Origin of the sequence: Tardiphaga sp. 172_B4_N1_3 (genome assembly GCF_052076035.1) — a bacterium.
Classification (GTDB): Bacteria; Pseudomonadota; Alphaproteobacteria; order Rhizobiales; family Xanthobacteraceae; genus Tardiphaga; species Tardiphaga robiniae.
Genome location: NZ_CP197238.1, coordinates 216,065 through 231,765, shown reverse-complemented (window position 1 = coordinate 231,765; position 15,701 = coordinate 216,065). Strand labels below are relative to the sequence as shown.

13 protein-coding genes are annotated in these 15,701 nt (G+C 58.9%); 9 read left to right on the top strand and 4 right to left on the bottom strand.

Features of this window, described 5'->3' with window-relative positions; translation table 11 throughout:
• Positions 1 to 20: 20 nt before the first annotated feature.
• The 3 genes from AB7783_RS01080 to AB7783_RS01070 all read left to right on the top strand — a co-directional run bounded on the left by AB7783_RS01080 (position 21) and on the right by AB7783_RS01070 (position 3,180).
• Positions 21 to 1,031 carry an NrtA/SsuA/CpmA family ABC transporter substrate-binding protein gene (locus tag AB7783_RS01080; RefSeq protein ID WP_441276547.1) on the top strand — a complete coding sequence of 337 codons (1,011 nt, stop codon included), beginning with the start codon at positions 21 to 23 and terminating at the stop codon, positions 1,029 to 1,031.
• Between the two features lie 50 nt (positions 1,032 to 1,081).
• Positions 1,082 to 2,302 carry an acyl-CoA dehydrogenase gene (locus AB7783_RS01075; RefSeq protein WP_441276546.1) on the top strand — a complete coding sequence of 407 codons (1,221 nt, stop codon included), beginning with the start codon at positions 1,082 to 1,084 and terminating at the stop codon, positions 2,300 to 2,302.
• Positions 2,303 to 2,370: 68 nt separating this feature from the next.
• A complete protein-coding gene (locus tag AB7783_RS01070; RefSeq protein WP_441276545.1) occupies positions 2,371 to 3,180 on the top strand; it encodes a MetQ/NlpA family ABC transporter substrate-binding protein in 810 nt (269 codons plus the stop codon).
• Positions 3,181 to 3,293: 113 nt separating this feature from the next.
• Here the strand turns inward: AB7783_RS01070 and epsC are convergent, their stop codons facing one another.
• Entirely contained in the window at positions 3,294 to 4,238 is a 945-nt protein-coding gene (epsC, locus tag AB7783_RS01065) for a serine O-acetyltransferase EpsC (RefSeq protein WP_441276544.1), read from the bottom strand.
• A gap of 559 nt (positions 4,239 to 4,797) precedes the next feature.
• Here epsC and AB7783_RS01060 point away from each other — a divergent pair.
• The 5 genes from AB7783_RS01060 (at position 4,798) to AB7783_RS01040 (ending at position 11,655) form a co-directional block, all read left to right on the top strand.
• Entirely contained in the window at positions 4,798 to 5,013 is a 216-nt protein-coding gene (locus tag AB7783_RS01060) for a hypothetical protein (protein ID WP_068738647.1), read from the top strand.
• A gap of 107 nt (positions 5,014 to 5,120) precedes the next feature.
• Positions 5,121 to 5,360 (top strand): hypothetical protein, encoded by a 240-nt coding sequence (locus AB7783_RS01055; RefSeq protein WP_441279782.1) that lies wholly within the window; start codon positions 5,121 to 5,123, stop codon positions 5,358 to 5,360.
• 58 nt (positions 5,361 to 5,418) lie between these two features.
• Positions 5,419 to 6,489: an LLM class flavin-dependent oxidoreductase gene (locus AB7783_RS01050; protein ID WP_441276543.1), complete on the top strand. Its 1,071-nt coding sequence runs from the start codon at positions 5,419 to 5,421 to the stop codon at positions 6,487 to 6,489.
• A 761-nt stretch (positions 6,490 to 7,250) separates the two neighbouring features.
• Positions 7,251 to 8,822, top strand: a complete 1,572-nt coding sequence (locus AB7783_RS01045) for a CYTH and CHAD domain-containing protein (protein WP_441276542.1) — start codon at positions 7,251 to 7,253, stop codon at positions 8,820 to 8,822.
• 391 nt (positions 8,823 to 9,213) lie between these two features.
• Complete coding sequence (locus tag AB7783_RS01040; protein WP_441276541.1) at positions 9,214 to 11,655, top strand: sensor domain-containing protein; 2,442 nt, start codon at positions 9,214 to 9,216, stop codon at positions 11,653 to 11,655.
• 262 nt (positions 11,656 to 11,917) lie between these two features.
• On the opposite strand, the gene AB7783_RS01035 is transcribed toward AB7783_RS01040, so the two are convergent.
• The 3 genes from AB7783_RS01035 to AB7783_RS01025 all read right to left on the bottom strand — a co-directional run bounded on the left by AB7783_RS01035 (position 11,918) and on the right by AB7783_RS01025 (position 14,460).
• Positions 11,918 to 12,289 carry a hypothetical protein gene (locus tag AB7783_RS01035; protein WP_441276540.1) on the bottom strand — a complete coding sequence of 124 codons (372 nt, stop codon included), beginning with the start codon at positions 12,287 to 12,289 and terminating at the stop codon, positions 11,918 to 11,920.
• Positions 12,290 to 12,517: 228 nt separating this feature from the next.
• Positions 12,518 to 13,741, bottom strand: coding sequence for an ATP-binding protein (locus AB7783_RS01030; RefSeq protein ID WP_441276539.1), 1,224 nt, complete (start codon positions 13,739 to 13,741; stop codon positions 12,518 to 12,520).
• Positions 13,738 to 14,460, bottom strand: coding sequence for a response regulator transcription factor (locus AB7783_RS01025; protein WP_441276538.1), 723 nt, complete (start codon positions 14,458 to 14,460; stop codon positions 13,738 to 13,740). Before AB7783_RS01025 ends, AB7783_RS01030 begins: the two co-directional genes overlap by 4 nt.
• A gap of 245 nt (positions 14,461 to 14,705) precedes the next feature.
• On the opposite strand from AB7783_RS01025, the gene AB7783_RS01020 reads away from it, so the two are divergent.
• Positions 14,706 to 15,611, top strand: a complete 906-nt coding sequence (locus AB7783_RS01020; RefSeq protein WP_441276537.1) for a DUF3313 domain-containing protein — start codon at positions 14,706 to 14,708, stop codon at positions 15,609 to 15,611.
• Positions 15,612 to 15,701: the final 90 nt, after the last annotated feature.

Here is a 15,701-nt window from a genome sequence, read left to right as displayed (position 1 = left end):
ACCTCACAGGAAGTTTTCTCATGTCAAACCCGTTCTTCACATCGTCACGCCGGGATTTTCTCAGTCTCGCGATGGCGGGTGTCAGCGCCTACGCCGGCATTCATCTCGCCAGCCATGACGACGCCATCGCGCAAAGCACCGGGCGAAAGACCGACAAGGTCCGTCTCACCTGGGGCTATCATGGCCTCACGCTGATCGCCAAGGAACGCGGCGAGTTCGAGAAGGCACTCGCCCAGCATGACATCAAGGTGGAATGGCTCGGCCCATTCCCGAACCACGCGCCGACCTTACAGGCAGTGACCGGTGACAGTGCTGATTTTGGCTTTGGCGGTAGCACCACGCCCGCGCTGGCGGCCATTATCGCCGGCTCGCCGCTCGTCTTCACCCAATTCGTGCTCTACGAGCCGCGCACGACGGCGATCATCGCCAAGGATGATTCCGGCATCAACAAGGTCGAGGATCTGGTCGGCAAGTCGGTCGCGGTCAACCGGTCCGGACTTGGCGAGTTCCTGCTCATCGCAGCGCTCGAGAAACACAAGGTCGACCGCTCCAAGGTGAAATTCGTCTATCTCAACCCGCCGGACGCAGCGCCGGCGCTCGCATCCGGCAAGGTGGATGCCTGGTCGATGTGGTCGCCGGGCGTCGACATCGCGCGGCTGGACTACAAGGCTCACGACGTCTTCCTTGCGGGACGCGACCTGCCGTTCCAGATCGACTTCTCCTCTTACGTGACGTCCCGCAAGTTCGCGAAGGACAATCCGGCCATCCTGCGGGCGCTCAACGCGGCCTATGAGAAGGAAGCGCAGTGGGTCAACAAGAACACCACCGACGCCGAACATCTCATCCAGAAGGTCGCGAAATATGACGACCGGATTCGCGACCAGTTCATTGAGCGCAAACGCAACTACACGCTCATCCCCGTGTCGGACAAGAAATTCGTCGGAGAGCTGCAAACCGCAGCGAACTGGCTGACCGAGCGAAAGGTCCTGCCCGAATCCGTCACCGTCTCGGATCATCTGGCCAGTCTTTAAGCCTCTGTCGCCGCTCGATCCTCCCACCGGAATCGCCGAGAAAGAATCCCATGAACAAGCCCACACCACATCACGCGTTCGACGTGTCGCAGCCGATCCGGATCGGCTCGTCCGATCTGCAACAATTGTTTGATCACATCGCGCAGGGCGAGGCAGAGCGCGAGCACGACCGTGTTCTGCCTTACGACATCATCGAGCTGATCCGCCGATCGCGGATCGGCGCGCTCCGCATTCCCAAAGCCGACGGCGGCGGCGGCAGTACCGTACGAGAACTGCTCACTACGGTCATCAGGTTGGCGGAAGCCGATGCCAATGTCGCGCATATCCTGCGCAATCACTATAGCGTGGTCGAGCGCCTGCTGGCCTCGCCGCCAAGCGCGCAGAATCGCAAGTGGCGCGACGACGTCGCGGCCGGCGCCATCATTGGCCTCGCCACCACCGAGCTCGGCAGCTCGCAGGTGGGGGACATCGCTCCCGCCACCACCGTCACGCCGGATGGCGACGGCTACCGCCTGAACGGCACCAAATATTACAGCACCGGCACGCTCTATGCAGACTACGTGCTGGTGCGCGTCGCGGACGGCAATGAAGCACTCGCGACCACGATCATTCCGGTCAAGCGCGAGGGTATCGAGCTGGTCGATGACTGGGATGGCTCGGGCCAGCGCCTGACCGGAAGCGGCACCACGCATTTCCGCAACGTCCGGGTCGAAGCGGCAGAACTGATCTTCGATCAGCCCAATATCGGCTATGGGGCCGCCTATCAGAACACATTCGCGCAACTCTATCTGACGGCCATCAATGCCGGCATCGCCGCAGCCATCCTGCGTGACGCCAGCGACCTGGTCAGGCGGCGCGCGCGCAGTTTCTATTACGCGCCCACGCTTCGCCCGCGCGAGGATCCCATCCTGCAGCAGACTATTGGCCAGATCGCAAGCAACGCGTTCGCGGCAGAAGCGACCGTACTGGCCGCGGCCGACGCGCTTGACGTATCGAGCAAGGTCCCTGATCGGGAAGATACCAAGCCGGCGCTGGATGCCGCCCTCGCATCGTCCAAAGCCAAAATAGTCGTCGACGAACTAGCTATCCGTAGTGGCAGCCTGCTGTTCGATGCCGGCGGCGCATCCGCGACCAAGAAGTCCGACAATCTTGACCGCCACTGGCGCAATGCGCGGACGCTGTCGTCGCACAACCCGGTGACCTACAAGGCGCAGGCTATCGGCGCCTATGAGGTCAACGGCACGCCGCTGCCGGCCAAGGGCTTCTTCTAGGCCATCCGGAACGCTGCGACATCGTAGCGAGCGCGGTACATTCACTTCATTCCCAACCTGGACACATCATGAAAGCTGCATCTCGATTTCTCATTCTCTCCCTTTCAGCGCTCGCACTGTCGTTACCCGCCCTGCAGGCCGGCGCCGCCGACAAGCCGCTCAAGGTCGGCGTTTCGGCAGGGCCCTATGGTGACATTCTTCGCGAGGCCGCGCGGCTTTCCGAGAAAGAGGGACTGAAGGCGGAGATCATCGAGTTCAGCGACTGGAACCAGCCCAATGCAGCACTACAGGCAGGCGACATCGACCTCAACAACTTCCAGCACCGCTTCTATCTCGCCAATCAATCGAAGGCGCGCGGCTACAAGCTCTCCGCCCTCGATGAATCGATCCTGGTGCCGGCCGGCGTCTTCTCCAAGAAATACACCAAGGCCTCCGACATTCCCGACGGGGCCAAGATCGCCATCCCCAACGATCCGACCAATGCAGCACGCGCATTGTTGCTGTTTCAGACAGCCGGACTGCTCAAGTTGAAGACCGATGCCGGCCTCTCGGCGAGCATTCTCGATGTGACTGAAAATCCGAAGAAGCTGCAGATCGTTGAAATCGACGCGGCCCAGTTGCCGCGGTCTCTCGATGACGTGGCAGCCGCCTTTGTGTCATCCAACTACGCCTATCTCGCTGGCCTGGACCTCAACAAGGCACTTGCGGCCGAGACCAGCGTCGTCGAAGCCAAGCCATATTACACCCTCGTCTTCGCCGCGCGTGACGATCGCAAAGACGATTCGCAGATCAAGAAATTCATCTCGATCTATCGTTCGCAGCCGGTGAAGGATTTCATCCGCACCAAGTTCAACGGCTCGATCCTCGCCGCCTGGTAATCCCAGCGGGAGGGCAGCTCGCGTGTTCTCCCTGACGCGATGTGGCATGGCCCTACCACGGGCCGCGCCTGTCGCGACAGCGGCAGCGTGCCAGCGCAACGGCTATCCAACCATCATCGCGGGCTGATCCTGCTGCGCACCGATGCCTGCGTCACGAAACTGTTGGGCGGTACGTCTTCGGTCAACCAGACATTGCCGCCGATGGTGGAGCCGCTTCCGACCACGATGCGTCCCAGAATGGTCGCGCCCGCATAGATGATGACATCGTCCTCGATGATCGGATGGCGCGCATTGCCCTTGATGGCCTTGCCCTCGTGATCGGTGGGGAAGTGCCGGGCTCCAAGCGTTACCGCCTGATAGATTCGGACGCGATCGCCGACGATGGCAGTTTCGCCGATCACGACGCCGGTGCCATGGTCGATGAAGATGCTGGCGCCAAGACGCGCGCCCGGGTGAATGTCGATTCCCGTTGCGCTATGCGCCAACTCGGCGATCAACCGCGCCACCATCGTCGCCCCGAGATTGTAAAGCAGGTGCGCGACGCGGTGATGGATGATCGCCACCATACCGGGATAGCCAATCAGGATTTCGGGGAAGCTCGTCGCAGCAGGATCTCCCACGAAGGCGGCCCTGAGATCGCTGACCAGCCTGCCTCGGATCTCCGGCAGCCGGGCGGCGAAGTCGCGCGTCAACGTAACGGCATCCTCAAAATGTCGCTCGGTCGGCGCGCCGTCGGAAACGAAAGTCTGCCCGCGGTAGACTTGCTCGAGCAAGCCATCCAGCGCGGCGCCCAATTTGCCTTCGACAAACGCGTCGATGCTTTCGGTGCCGAAATCGGAGCGGCCGTAATGCCGGGGAAACAATGCCTCGGTGAGGCTCTTGAGCACCTCCGCGAGGGCCTCGCGCGACGGCGCCCGTCTGCTCGGCCCACGCTGCCAGATATTATGGGCAACGTCGCGGGACTCGCGCAGCCCGGCAACGATCGTACCCAGGTCCCAAAGTGGCGCCGGACCGTCCCGATCTGTGTCTTGCTTGACGTCCTCGGCAACCCTCGACATCGCGGCTCCCCTGTTGCGATCTCACGCTGCTGCAACTGTGACTCATGAGCCGAGGACAAGGAATTCCAAAAGTGCAGCATTTTCGATACGTCCATGCTTCCTTCTCACGCGCCGGCCTCACGTCACATGCCTTCGCTTCCGGTACGATCGCGGTCGAGCACGCGAACCGGCATGCGCGCAGCTTCCAAGGCTGTGCAAGCTGCACGGCGGAACGATTTTACCGTGATCGGATGGCTGCTGCCGTCGCCAAACAGCCGTTCATTCGCCGCACATGCCTGCGCGCAGCATCGTCGTCATTGCGGTGCCACTAAATTTGGATGGCCATTTCATTGACGAACGAACGCCGACGTCGGATATTCCTCACACAGATTATGCACTTCGGAATGCCTGCAATGACCGCATATGAGACAACAGTAGTGAGCCAGTCGCGCAAGCGCGTGACCTGCCGCTGCGTGTCCGCGGCCACCGGCGCGTGTTGTTGATTCCGGCGTAACGACTCACACCGAACATCCCATCACTCATTGATAGGATCGCTGCCTCGGCGGCGAACAGAACGCGCATGTCGAATGCCTATGTCATCGAAGTCTTCAATCGCACTGCCGGAATCGTCGTCGCCGAAGAGCGCGGATTTCGTTTCTTTTCATCAGAACCTGCCTTCGACACGCTCGAAGGCGACCATTTCGGATCGGCCCGTGCAGCGGAACGCGCAGCGAAGGCACTCATGGACCAGCGAAGTCATAAGGCTAGCCAATCCCGTATCGCCACGGCTCGCTGAGTTCGAGACTGTCCTCGCCCGACCAGAACGACAATCAGCGTCGAACGAACAAAATTGCCCGGCGCAGACGGCATGGAGAATATTACTCCACGCCGGAACGCCCCGGCGTGCTGATCATCATTATTTCTGGCACGCGCTTGCGTAGACCGGATTTATCGCCTTGTTATCTGCAAATGTTGCGTTGGAGAACGATGATGCGTGAACTATCGGCGGAAGCCCGGTTACATAGCCGTGCGCGCGCGTCGTCGAACCGCACAGCGGTGCGCCTGCACACGGCTGCCGTTTACGGCGCATTTGCGCTGATCGCAGCCATCGTGTTCGGCGCGACATCGGTGCGCCCATTTTGACAACGGCACGGGACGGTGAGCCGCACGCAAACATGCGGTCCCATCGTCAGAGGACATCATGAGCGATCGTTCGGATTTTCTTTGGTACATCCCGAATGACGTGAAGGCAGGTCACCGCGGCGATGTCGTCGATCCAAACCACAACAGCGTCGAGACGCTTGTCGACCAGGCGCAAGCGCTGGAACGTCATGGGTGGAAAGGCGCGCTGATCGGAACCGGCTGGGGAAGACCGGACACATTCACTGTCGCGTCAGTGCTGGCGGCCCGAACGACGCGTTTCGAGCCGCTGATAGCCATCCGTCCCGGCTATTGGCAGCCGGCGCATTTTGCATCTGCCGCAGCCACACTGGATCAATTGAGCGGTGGCCGGGTTCGCATCAACATCGTCTCCGGCAAGGACAATCTGGCGGCTTATGGGGATGACGAAGCCGACGCGTCGCAGCGATATGCGCGGACCAAGGAGTTCATGCGCATCGTCCGGTGGCTGTGGACCGAAGAAAACGTCACCTATTCCGGCGCACATTTTCGCGTTTCCGACTCGACCGCCGCGCCGCGCATCATCCAGCGCGGCAATCGCCGACATCCGAAGCTGTATTTCGGCGGGGCGTCGGACGCGGCCGAGCATGTCGCCGCAACCGAAGCCGATGTCCAGCTGTTCTGGGGTGAGCCGCTTGGCGACGTCAAGCAGCGCATCGAGCGGCTCAAGACCTTGAGTCAGCGCCTCGATCGGGATCTCCCGCCTTTGGAGTTTGGACTCAGGATCACGACGCTTGTCCGGGAGAGCTCGGCCGAGGCTTGGGCTGCGGCGGAAGCCAAGGTTGCCGACATGGCGAGCAAAGCAGGCGCGGGCTGGAACGACCACGGCCCTGCCATCGCAATCGGCCAACGGCGACTGCTCGACCTGCAGGCCCGCGGCGACGTCCTCGACGACAATCTCTATACGGCACCGGGAAAATTCGGCGCAGCCGGCGCCGGCACGACCTGGCTGGTCGGTTCGGCATCCGAAGTGGCCAGCTCGCTGCAGAAATACCGCGATCTCGGAATCAAGTATTTCATCCTGTCCGACACGCCCTATCTGGCGGAGATCGAGCGGCAAGGCAAAATACTCCTGCCTTTGCTTCGGGATTGATTTGCACGGCACCATCCGTCCTGATCCGGATTGGCACCATCATTCTCTGTCCTGTTCGAACCAGCCCATTGCTATCTCGATCTGGTGCTCGATAAGCCTGAAGATGCGAATTATATAATTGATATCATTATATAATTTACGGGATCGCCTTTAGGCTCAATCGTGCCGAGGTCCGCTTTGCGGCCCCCTCCCGCTTCCGGAATGACGATGTAACCCGTCCGGAATACAGCGCCGGCTTCCGCTGGATCGCTTTCGCTTCGACGAGGTACCAGGCGGATATCGCTGCCCCGTTCGCGATACTCTGGCGCGTAAATTTAATTGCGGCGGCCTGCCGTAAGTGATTGAATTTTCAGCAACTCGACGCAACTAATGATGGAGATACTTTCGCCAGCGAGGTTACTGCCATGCTTGCCGAGAAGTTTTTTCTGGTGCTCGAGACAATCAAAAGTCACGCCTCCGATGATAAGCCATCCAATGGTAGATCATCTCCAGTCGTGACTGGTCCCGTACCGCAGATCCCGATCAAACCGCCAAGCGAAAAGCAAATTAAGGCCGCCAGCTGAGGCAGCGTTTTGCTTTTCACGAATGTGGGCGTTCGCACCATTCGAACAGCCCTGAGTCCCGCTGGTCCCGATCGATCCGGAAATTTCCGTCGTAATTTACCGCGTCATTCCATCGCCATCTTGGGCATGTCTTGCTAGTGTCATAAAATATGATGCGTGCTTCCGATGGAGTTACCATTGAACGCCCAGCAGCCAATCGTGCCCGATTCTGCTGGCGCAGCAATTGCTGTACGACCGGGTGAACAGGCGGAAATCGAACTTAAGCTGCTGGCGCCGCAAGCTATCCTCGAAAAACTGCGCGAGATCCCCGTCATCGTGCAGCATGCGCGCAATCGCGGCGTGGTCCGCCGGCTGGAGACAATTTATTACGACACACCCGAGGGGGCGCTGTTTCAACGCGGCATGTCGCTGCGCGTGCGACGCAGCGGCAAGCATTTCATTCAGACGCTGAAGCTTCTGCCCGACATCGGGCGGCCGTTGGCGCGACGACAGTGGGAAACACCGGTTGACGGCATGACTCCCGATCTGGCGCGGCTTCCTGTCGCCGAGATCGGAGATCCGCTGACGACGCTTACGCCCGATGCGCTCGTGCCAGCGTTTGCGACAAGAGTTCGCCGGCATGCACGGCAGCTCGATCTGCCTGATGCGTCAGTTGAAGTCGCCTTCGACGTGGGGACTATCGAGGCCGGTACGCGTCAAAAAGTCCTGTCCGAGATCGAGCTCGAATTGAAGAGCGGCAACGCCGGTGCGCTGTTTGATCTCGGAACGCAGTTGCTCGATGCCGCGCCGCTGCAGGTCGGCACACGAAGCAAGGCGGAACGCGGCTATGCGCTGGCGTTCGACGTCGTGCAACCGGCGGTGAAAGCCGAACCCGTCAACATCACTGCCGAGCACGCGGTTGACGACGTCATTGCGCTGCTGGCGGGCGCCTGCTGGCATCATCTCCTGCGCAATCATGCGGTGGCAAAGGAGGGATCCGACCCCGAAGGCGTGCACCAGATGCGCATCGCTCTGCGCCGGTTGCGCACGATCTGTGCGCTGTTCCGGCGCGAGATTCCATCGCCCTCGTTCGAGGCCATCAACAGCGAAGCGAGATGGCTGATGCGACAGCTCGGCCGAACCCGCGATTGGGACGTTTTCGCCACCACGATCGTTTCTCGCGTGGCGACGACCACGCCGGAGGTCGACTTCGGCGGCTTGCGCGAGGCAATCGAGCGGCAGCGCAAGTCGAGCTATGGCAGCCTTCAGGCGGTTCTCGACGATCCGCGCTACAGCCGTTTTCTGCTTTCGCTCGGGCACTGGGTCGAGCGCCGCAGCTGGCGCAACGATATCGACAGCGATGCGCTGGCTGTCCTGTCGCAGCCGATGCCGGCGCTCGCCGACAAAATTCTGGCGCGACAGCAGCGGAAGGTGCGCAAGCGTGGCACGCACTTCCGGCAGCTCGACACCGCTGCACGGCACAGTCTCAGGATCCAGCTCAAGAGGCTGCGCTATGCGGCGGAATTCTTCTTGCCACTTTACGCCGGCCATGCGCCCGCCAAGCGCTACGTGGCTCGGCTCGCCAGGCTCCAAAAGAATCTGGGACGCGTGTGCGACATCGCAAGTATCCGCGGATTGCTCGGTTCCGTCAGGCAGGACGATCAGGCCGCGCTTCACCTCGCCATCGGCACGGTCACCGGCTGGCAGGCCCGCGACGAGATTGCGGCCGCGAAAACGCTGCGCAAGAAATGGCGGCGCTTCAAGGCGACGCCGGCATTCTGGGGCCGGTAAAGTCGTCGCAGGGTCCCAAATCCGTTTCAGACCAACGAGCGGATGCTCGAGCGCGCACCTCAAATTGTGCGGCAAACGGCGGTCTACCTCCATTATGGAATATATTCCTTCGCACGTGCCGACGCTACGCCCGTTTGGTTTCAAGGGGCGCCGAATCCAGTTCGACGTTTTCAGCTGCTATTTACCCAAATTATACCAAGATGCAGGGCGCCCCCCTACTGCCGCCACTTCCGCTCAAATCTTTTAAAGCTGCATGCTACCAATCTAGCTGTATTATTGTGTGCGTTCGTCTTGGTGGGGAAAGATGGCCGTTCGTAGATTGTCATTGGGGCAGCCTCCAGAAGCGCGGCGCCGCTGGCATGAGGAGCGGTCGCTGCGGCGCGCAATGAGGATGGCTCGCGTAGGGTATTGGGAGTCGTACAGCGCTGCTGCGACCGATTTCTGGGTATCATCCGAATTCGCTTCCTTATACGACTTCCAGACGGTCGATGGCTCCATTGCTATTGCTACTTTGCAAGAACGTCACCTGCCTGAAAGCCGGAATATTTTAGAGGCGCATTATTCAGCGTGTTGGACAGAGGGGCGGCCATTTGCGGTACAGACGAGACTTCGCAAATCTGATGGCAGTCTGCTTGATTGCGTAGTGCACGGCGAACCAGATTTTAATTTAATCGGTCAGGTTCAGCGGGTATCCGGCATTGTCCGCGACGTCACTCTGGAAACGTCCGCGCTGCAGCGGTTAGCGGAGAGCGAACAGCGGCTTGCGGATTTCGTCAGCACCGCTTCGGACTGGTGCTGGGAGAGTGGCCCCGACCATCGGCTACTTCCCTATCCTAAGTCGCTCGATGGTAATGCAGCCTTGCAAACCGTCGCTTCCGGCGGAAGGGCACGCTGGGAATTGTCTTATCCACCCGAAGAGGAAGCCTCCATGGCCTGCCACAGAGCGGACATGGAAGCCCATCGCCCTTTTCGAGACTTTGTCTATACATCGGTTGGAAATGATGGCTCGCGGATCAGTATCTGCACAAGCGGCAAGCCAATCTTCGCCGATGACGGGACGTTCATAGGCTACCGCGGCACAGCGAGCGACATCACACAGCTTAGCGTAGCTAGAGCGTTGCTCGACCAGCGTACGCGGGCTCTGGAAGAAGCTCATCGCCTCGGCAAGATGGGGACCTGGAACTACCGCCTGGACACCGGCCGAACGGCGTGGTCGCCTGAACTCTATCAAATGCTTGGCTTGGACCCTGCCACGTTTGAACCAACCGATGAAAGCACAAGGCCCTATTTTCTAGACAACGATGCCGACTGTCTTCTGAAGATGCAGAAGCGTGTCCTTCGCAGCAGCATGATGGAGGCCACGGACATACGCGTCGTACACGCCGACGGCACGACGCGCGATCTGGCCGTAATCTGCAAGGCGGAAATTTCCCATGGAAAGATCATCGGCATAATTGGCACCGCTCAAGACGTCACCGATCGCAAAGAGGCTGAGCGCAGGCTCGAGCAGCTAGCCTATACCGATCCTTTGACAGGCCTCGCCAATCGCGCTCTTTTTAAGCGTGAACTTGCCAATCTTCTGGAAAGGTCCATCGCGGAAGGCGGGAACCGCGCGCTGTTACTCATCGACCTCGATCGCTTCAAAGAGGTCAATGATTCCTTCGGTCATTCCGGTGGCGATAGTTTGCTGACTCATGTGGCGGCAGTCCTTACGCAAGAGCTCAATCCGCAAGCGTTTATCGCCCGGATCGGCGGCGACGAATTTGCAGTGCTGACCGACGAGGGTTGCACGTCTACCAAAGCGCTGCTCATCCTTGCAAATCGGCTTATCGCTAAGTTATCGGTCCCCGTCGAACTCGCCGAAGGCGAGGCCTGCATTGGCGCGACCATCGGCATTGCCGTCTTGCCAGAACATGGGGCAACGGCGGAAAAAGCTTCCCGCAACGCAGACCTTGCGCTTTACATGGCCAAAGAGGCCGGACGCGGCCGAGCGCAGCTTTTTGAGCCCATTTACGCCCAGGCGGTTGATCAAAGGCTAGACCTGGGCCGACGCCTGCGCCACGCCGTAGAGACTGGGGGCCTCAGAGCACATTACCAGCCACAAGTTGATTTGAAGACCGGCCGCGTAAGTGGTTTCGAAGCGCTGCTGCGCTGGAATCATCCTGAGCGTGGGCCGATTTCGCCTTCGGAATTCATTCCCATCGCGGAAAGCACTGGCCTCATTGTTGATCTCGGCCATTGGGTGCTACGCAACGCCTGCAAACAAATGCGCAGTTGGTTAGATGCCGGGTTGCCGCCACGATCCGTTTCGGTGAACGTTTCTCCGGCCCAAATCTGGAACGGGGATTTTGAGACAGTAGTTTCGAGTGTACTCGCAGAGACTGGTCTTCCTTCAGAGTTGCTCTGCCTGGAACTGACCGAAAGTTTGTTTGTCGATCATACTAAGCAGAAAGTCAGTAGCACGCTTGCAGCCTTATCGAAGTTAGGCGTCCAGCTGGCGCTTGACGATTTTGGCTCCGGCTATTCTTCGCTCGGCTATTTGACGCGTCTTCCATTCAATTGTTTGAAGATAGATCGGACATTCGTGGACGGCATTGCAACGGTGCCGGAGAAACGTAAGTTGCTCGGAGGGATCATCGCTCTATCACATGGGCTGGGAATGAGTGTCGTGGCCGAAGGAGCCGAAATGGCGGCGGAGGTGGACTTGCTCGCCGCGTTCGATTGCGATTTCGTGCAGGGCTACGTCTTCTCTCCGCCCATCGCGGCCAAGCAAGCGCCTTTGGTGGCGGCCAACATAGAGCGCGAAGCCAGATGGATGAATCGAAAAGCATGACCTTCACTATGGAAGTGGAGCGTTTGCCATTGCGGTTTGTTTGGTCGAAACTATAAAACAGCCCGATGAGGCCGCAACGCGGTAATTGAAGTATCGGGTCGTATCAATATCTTCCGCGTGAGCAGACGAAGCGGCATACAGGTTTGCTAGCTCAGAACCGCCAACGGTAGCTGGACGGACTGCAAAACACAGCCGTGTTCGCTTCGCGCCAGAAGCGGTCGTCGCAAGATTGCATCTGGCCTCGCGCCGTTTCGATCTCGACCTAACGAGACGGCACGAAACCTAAAACGCAATCATCATCTCGGTGGCGTGCCGGCGCCGCTGCTCTCCAGGACGGCGACGAAGGTTGGTGCCGAACAAAATGCGAAAAGGTCGGCGCGTTGAGAATGTGGACATAGCTCATCGCTACCATGCTGACGTAAAGTTGAAGCGGATCAATACCGCGCCGAAAGACCCCCTCCTTCGCCTCGTGAAAGCACTTCTTTGATCGCCAACAGCAATGGCGATGACAGCGTCGAGACGCTTTTGACCGCGTCAGGAATTTCGCGCCAAGAAGGTTTTCGCTGGCGAGAATCCGGATGAAGAGCGGATTCGCCGCGAAATGGCTGTAGGTGGAATCAAAGAGCTCTATCATTGGCCGCCAGCGGCTCCATGTTATTCAGCTTGAGCCCTGTTCCTGCACGCGGATATCGTTGAACATAATTTCGAGCACACGGATGTACAGCGCATCCTTGCTGCCGAAGTAGTGATAGAGCATCCGCATGTTAGCATCGGCGCCGCGGGGTCCGCCGCAACTTCGTATTCCTCAGCCGATCAGGAAAATCGCGCTGGCACTAAGTCAATGATCTGACGTATTGTGAAACTATACGGTCGGCAGTTCTACGACCTGAAGCAGACCGCCCCCGAGCTTGTTGCTTATTTTGATGTCTCCTCCCGCCTTGCGAATGATATCGCGCGAGATCGATAGGCCCAGACCGGCACCAGGGATGTTCTGCGCGCGCGCAGGATCGGCACGGAAAAACGGTTCGAACACCTGATCCATCAGGTCCGCCGGTATCCCGGGGCCTTCATCACATATGGTAATCCGCGCCGTCTTGCCACCTACGACGCTTACGGTGCCTCGTTTTCCATGGGTAGCGGCGTTGATCAAAAGATTTCGCAATGCGCGCATCAGCGCGACGCGATTGCCCTGCACGCTCGCTTTGGCGGTGGAGTGGATTTCAATTTCAAATTTCTGGTGTCGTAGTTCCGTCGTTACGCTCTGCACCAGGTCCTCCATGCAGATGATCTCCGACGAGGCTTCGGTGATTTCCCCCCGAACCAACTCGATAGCACTATCTGCGATATGATCGAGCTCTTTGATGTCGCTAAACCACAATTCCCGTTCTTCTTCATTTTCAATAAATTCGGCCCTCAAGCTCATTCGCGTCAGCGGCGTGCGAAAGTCGTGACCCGCCCCGGCGATGAGGCGCATACGGCTTTCCATCGCTCGCTTTAGCCGGGCGGAAAGCAAATTAAGCGCTCGCGCAGTCGCCCGTACTTCGGCAGGCCCCCGCTCCGGTAGTTCTGGTAAGACGCCGTCGGGATTTACCATCTCGACGGCGCTCTCGAGCATGACCAACGGCCGGATCATCCGGTTGGCCGCAAGAACTCCGACGCCTCCGACGCCTATCGTGATGAAGAGAAGCCACCACACCAATTCAATGTCGGGCGGGGGATCGAGATCGACGATCAGCCATCCGCGCGATTCGACGCGCACCGATGCCGTCTGAAAACGCCTCGCTTCCAGACCTTCCTTTCGCGTGATGACGATGTCCAGTGGCGTGCCCAGTCGAGCGGTGAGGTCGCGAAACATCGCCGTCCGTTTGTCGTCCGTAGAACCATTCTCAGGCACAGCGGATAATTCTTTGCCCAGAGGATCATTGATCGCAAGGCGCTGCATGAGGATCAGTTGCCTGGCGAGCAGATCGACCACCTCTTCGTCCGGCGCTCTGAAGACGTACATCGTTGCAACCGTTATGCAGACGACGACGGTGACGATGGTCGTTACGAGAAGCAGAGCGATCTTCGCGCGAAGAGTATTCATTGCTGCTCTTCCAACTGAACGACCTTGGCAGCCAGTTGATAGCCGCCGTTTCTAACCGTCTTGAACAGCGAAGCGGCAACACCGTCTGACAGCTTGCGGCGCAGACGGCTGACCAAGACGTCAATCGAACGATCGAGCACGTCGCCGTCGCGGCCTCGCGTCAGATCAAGCAGTTGATCGCGTGTTAGCACACGACCAGGCCGGTCGAGAAAGGCGAGCAAAAGGTCAAATTCCGCTCCGGTGAGCTCGATATTTCCGCCATTGGGATCGATCACCGATCGGACGGAAGGATCGGCAGTGAATCCCTCGAACACATACCGGCTTGCATCGCTGTGCGTCGCGCGACTGTCGCGGCTGCGGCGCAGGACCGCGCGGATCCGCGCGACGAGTTCGCGCGCATTGAAGGGTTTGCCGAGATAGTCGTCGGCGCCGATCTCTAGGCCGATGATCCGATCGATATCCTCCTTCAGCGCTGTAAGCAGGATGATCGGGATATTCGACTTCGTAGCCCGCAGATCGCGGCAAAAGTCGAGCCCGGACCCGTCGGGCAACATCACGTCTAGAACGATGAGATCAATTTGATTGGTATTTATACGCTCGCGAGCCTCCGCGCATTTGGATGCGAGCTGCACGCGGAACCCTTGCTCCTGCACATAGCGCGCGAGAAGTTTTCGAATTTGGAGATCGTCATCTACAACGAGAATCTGCGGCACATGCATTGGATAGGATCCGAATAAACTCTAAGGAGCAATAATGGGCTCGACAAAGATTGGATAACAAGTTTTGTAACGAAATATGTCCTTCTCTGCGGCAAGTTGGTCTTTGACACAAAAATCGACTTAAAAGACATGCTCTGACACATTCGGCCGGAAACCGGGCAATCTGACAAGTCTATCAATACCTCAGTATCAACACTTAGGGGTATCGAATGGGCTTCCTTGCCAGTCTCCGTCGACCGACGGCTATGAAGACGGCTAAATTCCGTGAGCGGTTGGGTCCGATCGTGGATTCAGAAAAAATCCGCCCAAACTCCTCGTTGCCTTTCGCGATGCTTGCCATCGCGACCATCCTGCCAGGCTGCGCGACTACGCCCGCCGTTCAAGGCACGCGGTTGTCATCCTACGAGGGACTAAGTCCCTCCGACGGTAAACTCACAAAGTCCAAATTGATGATCCGGAAAGAGCAAGTCCTGGCGGCAAAGACGATCAACATATCTCCAACGATATTTCCATCGACCATCGCGCCGAAACTGTCTGGGGGCCAGCGCGTGCTAGTGTCGAACACTGTCGATCGAGCTCTGTGCATCAGTCTTAGCGACCGCTTCCGGGTCGTACTTCCGACCGAGCCTGCAGATCTCACGGTGCGCGCGACCGTTACGAAGGCAACGGAAACCGACGAAGTTGCAGCCGGTGTTTCCGCGATAGGATCGCTTAGCACCTCATTCATCGATATGGGCACCAACGTTCCCATACCCATTCCCCGCATACCCTATGGTCTTGGCGACCTTTCCATAGAAGCCGAGGCTATCGACGCTTCCGGGAGGCAGCAGGCTGCTATGCTGTGGGGCCGAGGCGCGGGGGTCCTCTTCAGTTCGCCGCGAGCATCGAAGGCAAGCGATGTCTATGAACTCGCATCGGCGTTTGGCGATGACTTCGGAAATTTACTAGTAAAAGGAGAAACTCCCTTCAAGTCCATGAACATCAACATTCCCTCCTGGCAGAAGATAAACTCGAATATCGGTCTGGCACCAAAGTATGCGGCCTGCGAGACGTACGGTCGCTCTCCGGGTCTTGTAGGTATGGCCGGCGCTAAGATCGGGCTGCCGCCCGAATGGACAGATAACGGACCGAGAGCATCTGTGAGGCCCTGACTAACATGGCGCGGCACGAAAGCGTGCCGCGCTCCTCTGGCTGGATTCCCGTTGTCGCGACTGCAACGACGGATGAGTTGTTCGTCAATT

Bases quoted from the DNA above. Each gene is read 5' to 3' on its own strand.
- AB7783_RS01025 (WP_441276538.1), bottom strand. From the start codon at position 14,460: ATGCATGTGCCGCAGATTCTCGTTGTAGATGACGATCTCCAAATTCGA.
- AB7783_RS01020 (WP_441276537.1), top strand. From the start codon at position 14,706: ATGAAGACGGCTAAATTCCGTGAGCGGTTGGGTCCGATCGTGGATTCA.
- AB7783_RS01035 (WP_441276540.1), bottom strand. From the start codon at position 12,289: ATGATAGAGCTCTTTGATTCCACCTACAGCCATTTCGCGGCGAATCCG.
- AB7783_RS01070 (WP_441276545.1), top strand. From the start codon at position 2,371: ATGAAAGCTGCATCTCGATTTCTCATTCTCTCCCTTTCAGCGCTCGCA.
- AB7783_RS01080 (WP_441276547.1), top strand. From the start codon at position 21: ATGTCAAACCCGTTCTTCACATCGTCACGCCGGGATTTTCTCAGTCTC.
- AB7783_RS01060 (WP_068738647.1), top strand. From the start codon at position 4,798: ATGTCGAATGCCTATGTCATCGAAGTCTTCAATCGCACTGCCGGAATC.
- AB7783_RS01030 (WP_441276539.1), bottom strand. From the start codon at position 13,741: ATGAATACTCTTCGCGCGAAGATCGCTCTGCTTCTCGTAACGACCATC.
- AB7783_RS01050 (WP_441276543.1), top strand. From the start codon at position 5,419: ATGAGCGATCGTTCGGATTTTCTTTGGTACATCCCGAATGACGTGAAG.
- AB7783_RS01040 (WP_441276541.1), top strand. From the start codon at position 9,214: ATGGCTCGCGTAGGGTATTGGGAGTCGTACAGCGCTGCTGCGACCGAT.
- AB7783_RS01075 (WP_441276546.1), top strand. From the start codon at position 1,082: ATGAACAAGCCCACACCACATCACGCGTTCGACGTGTCGCAGCCGATC.
- epsC (WP_441276544.1), bottom strand. From the start codon at position 4,238: ATGTCGAGGGTTGCCGAGGACGTCAAGCAAGACACAGATCGGGACGGT.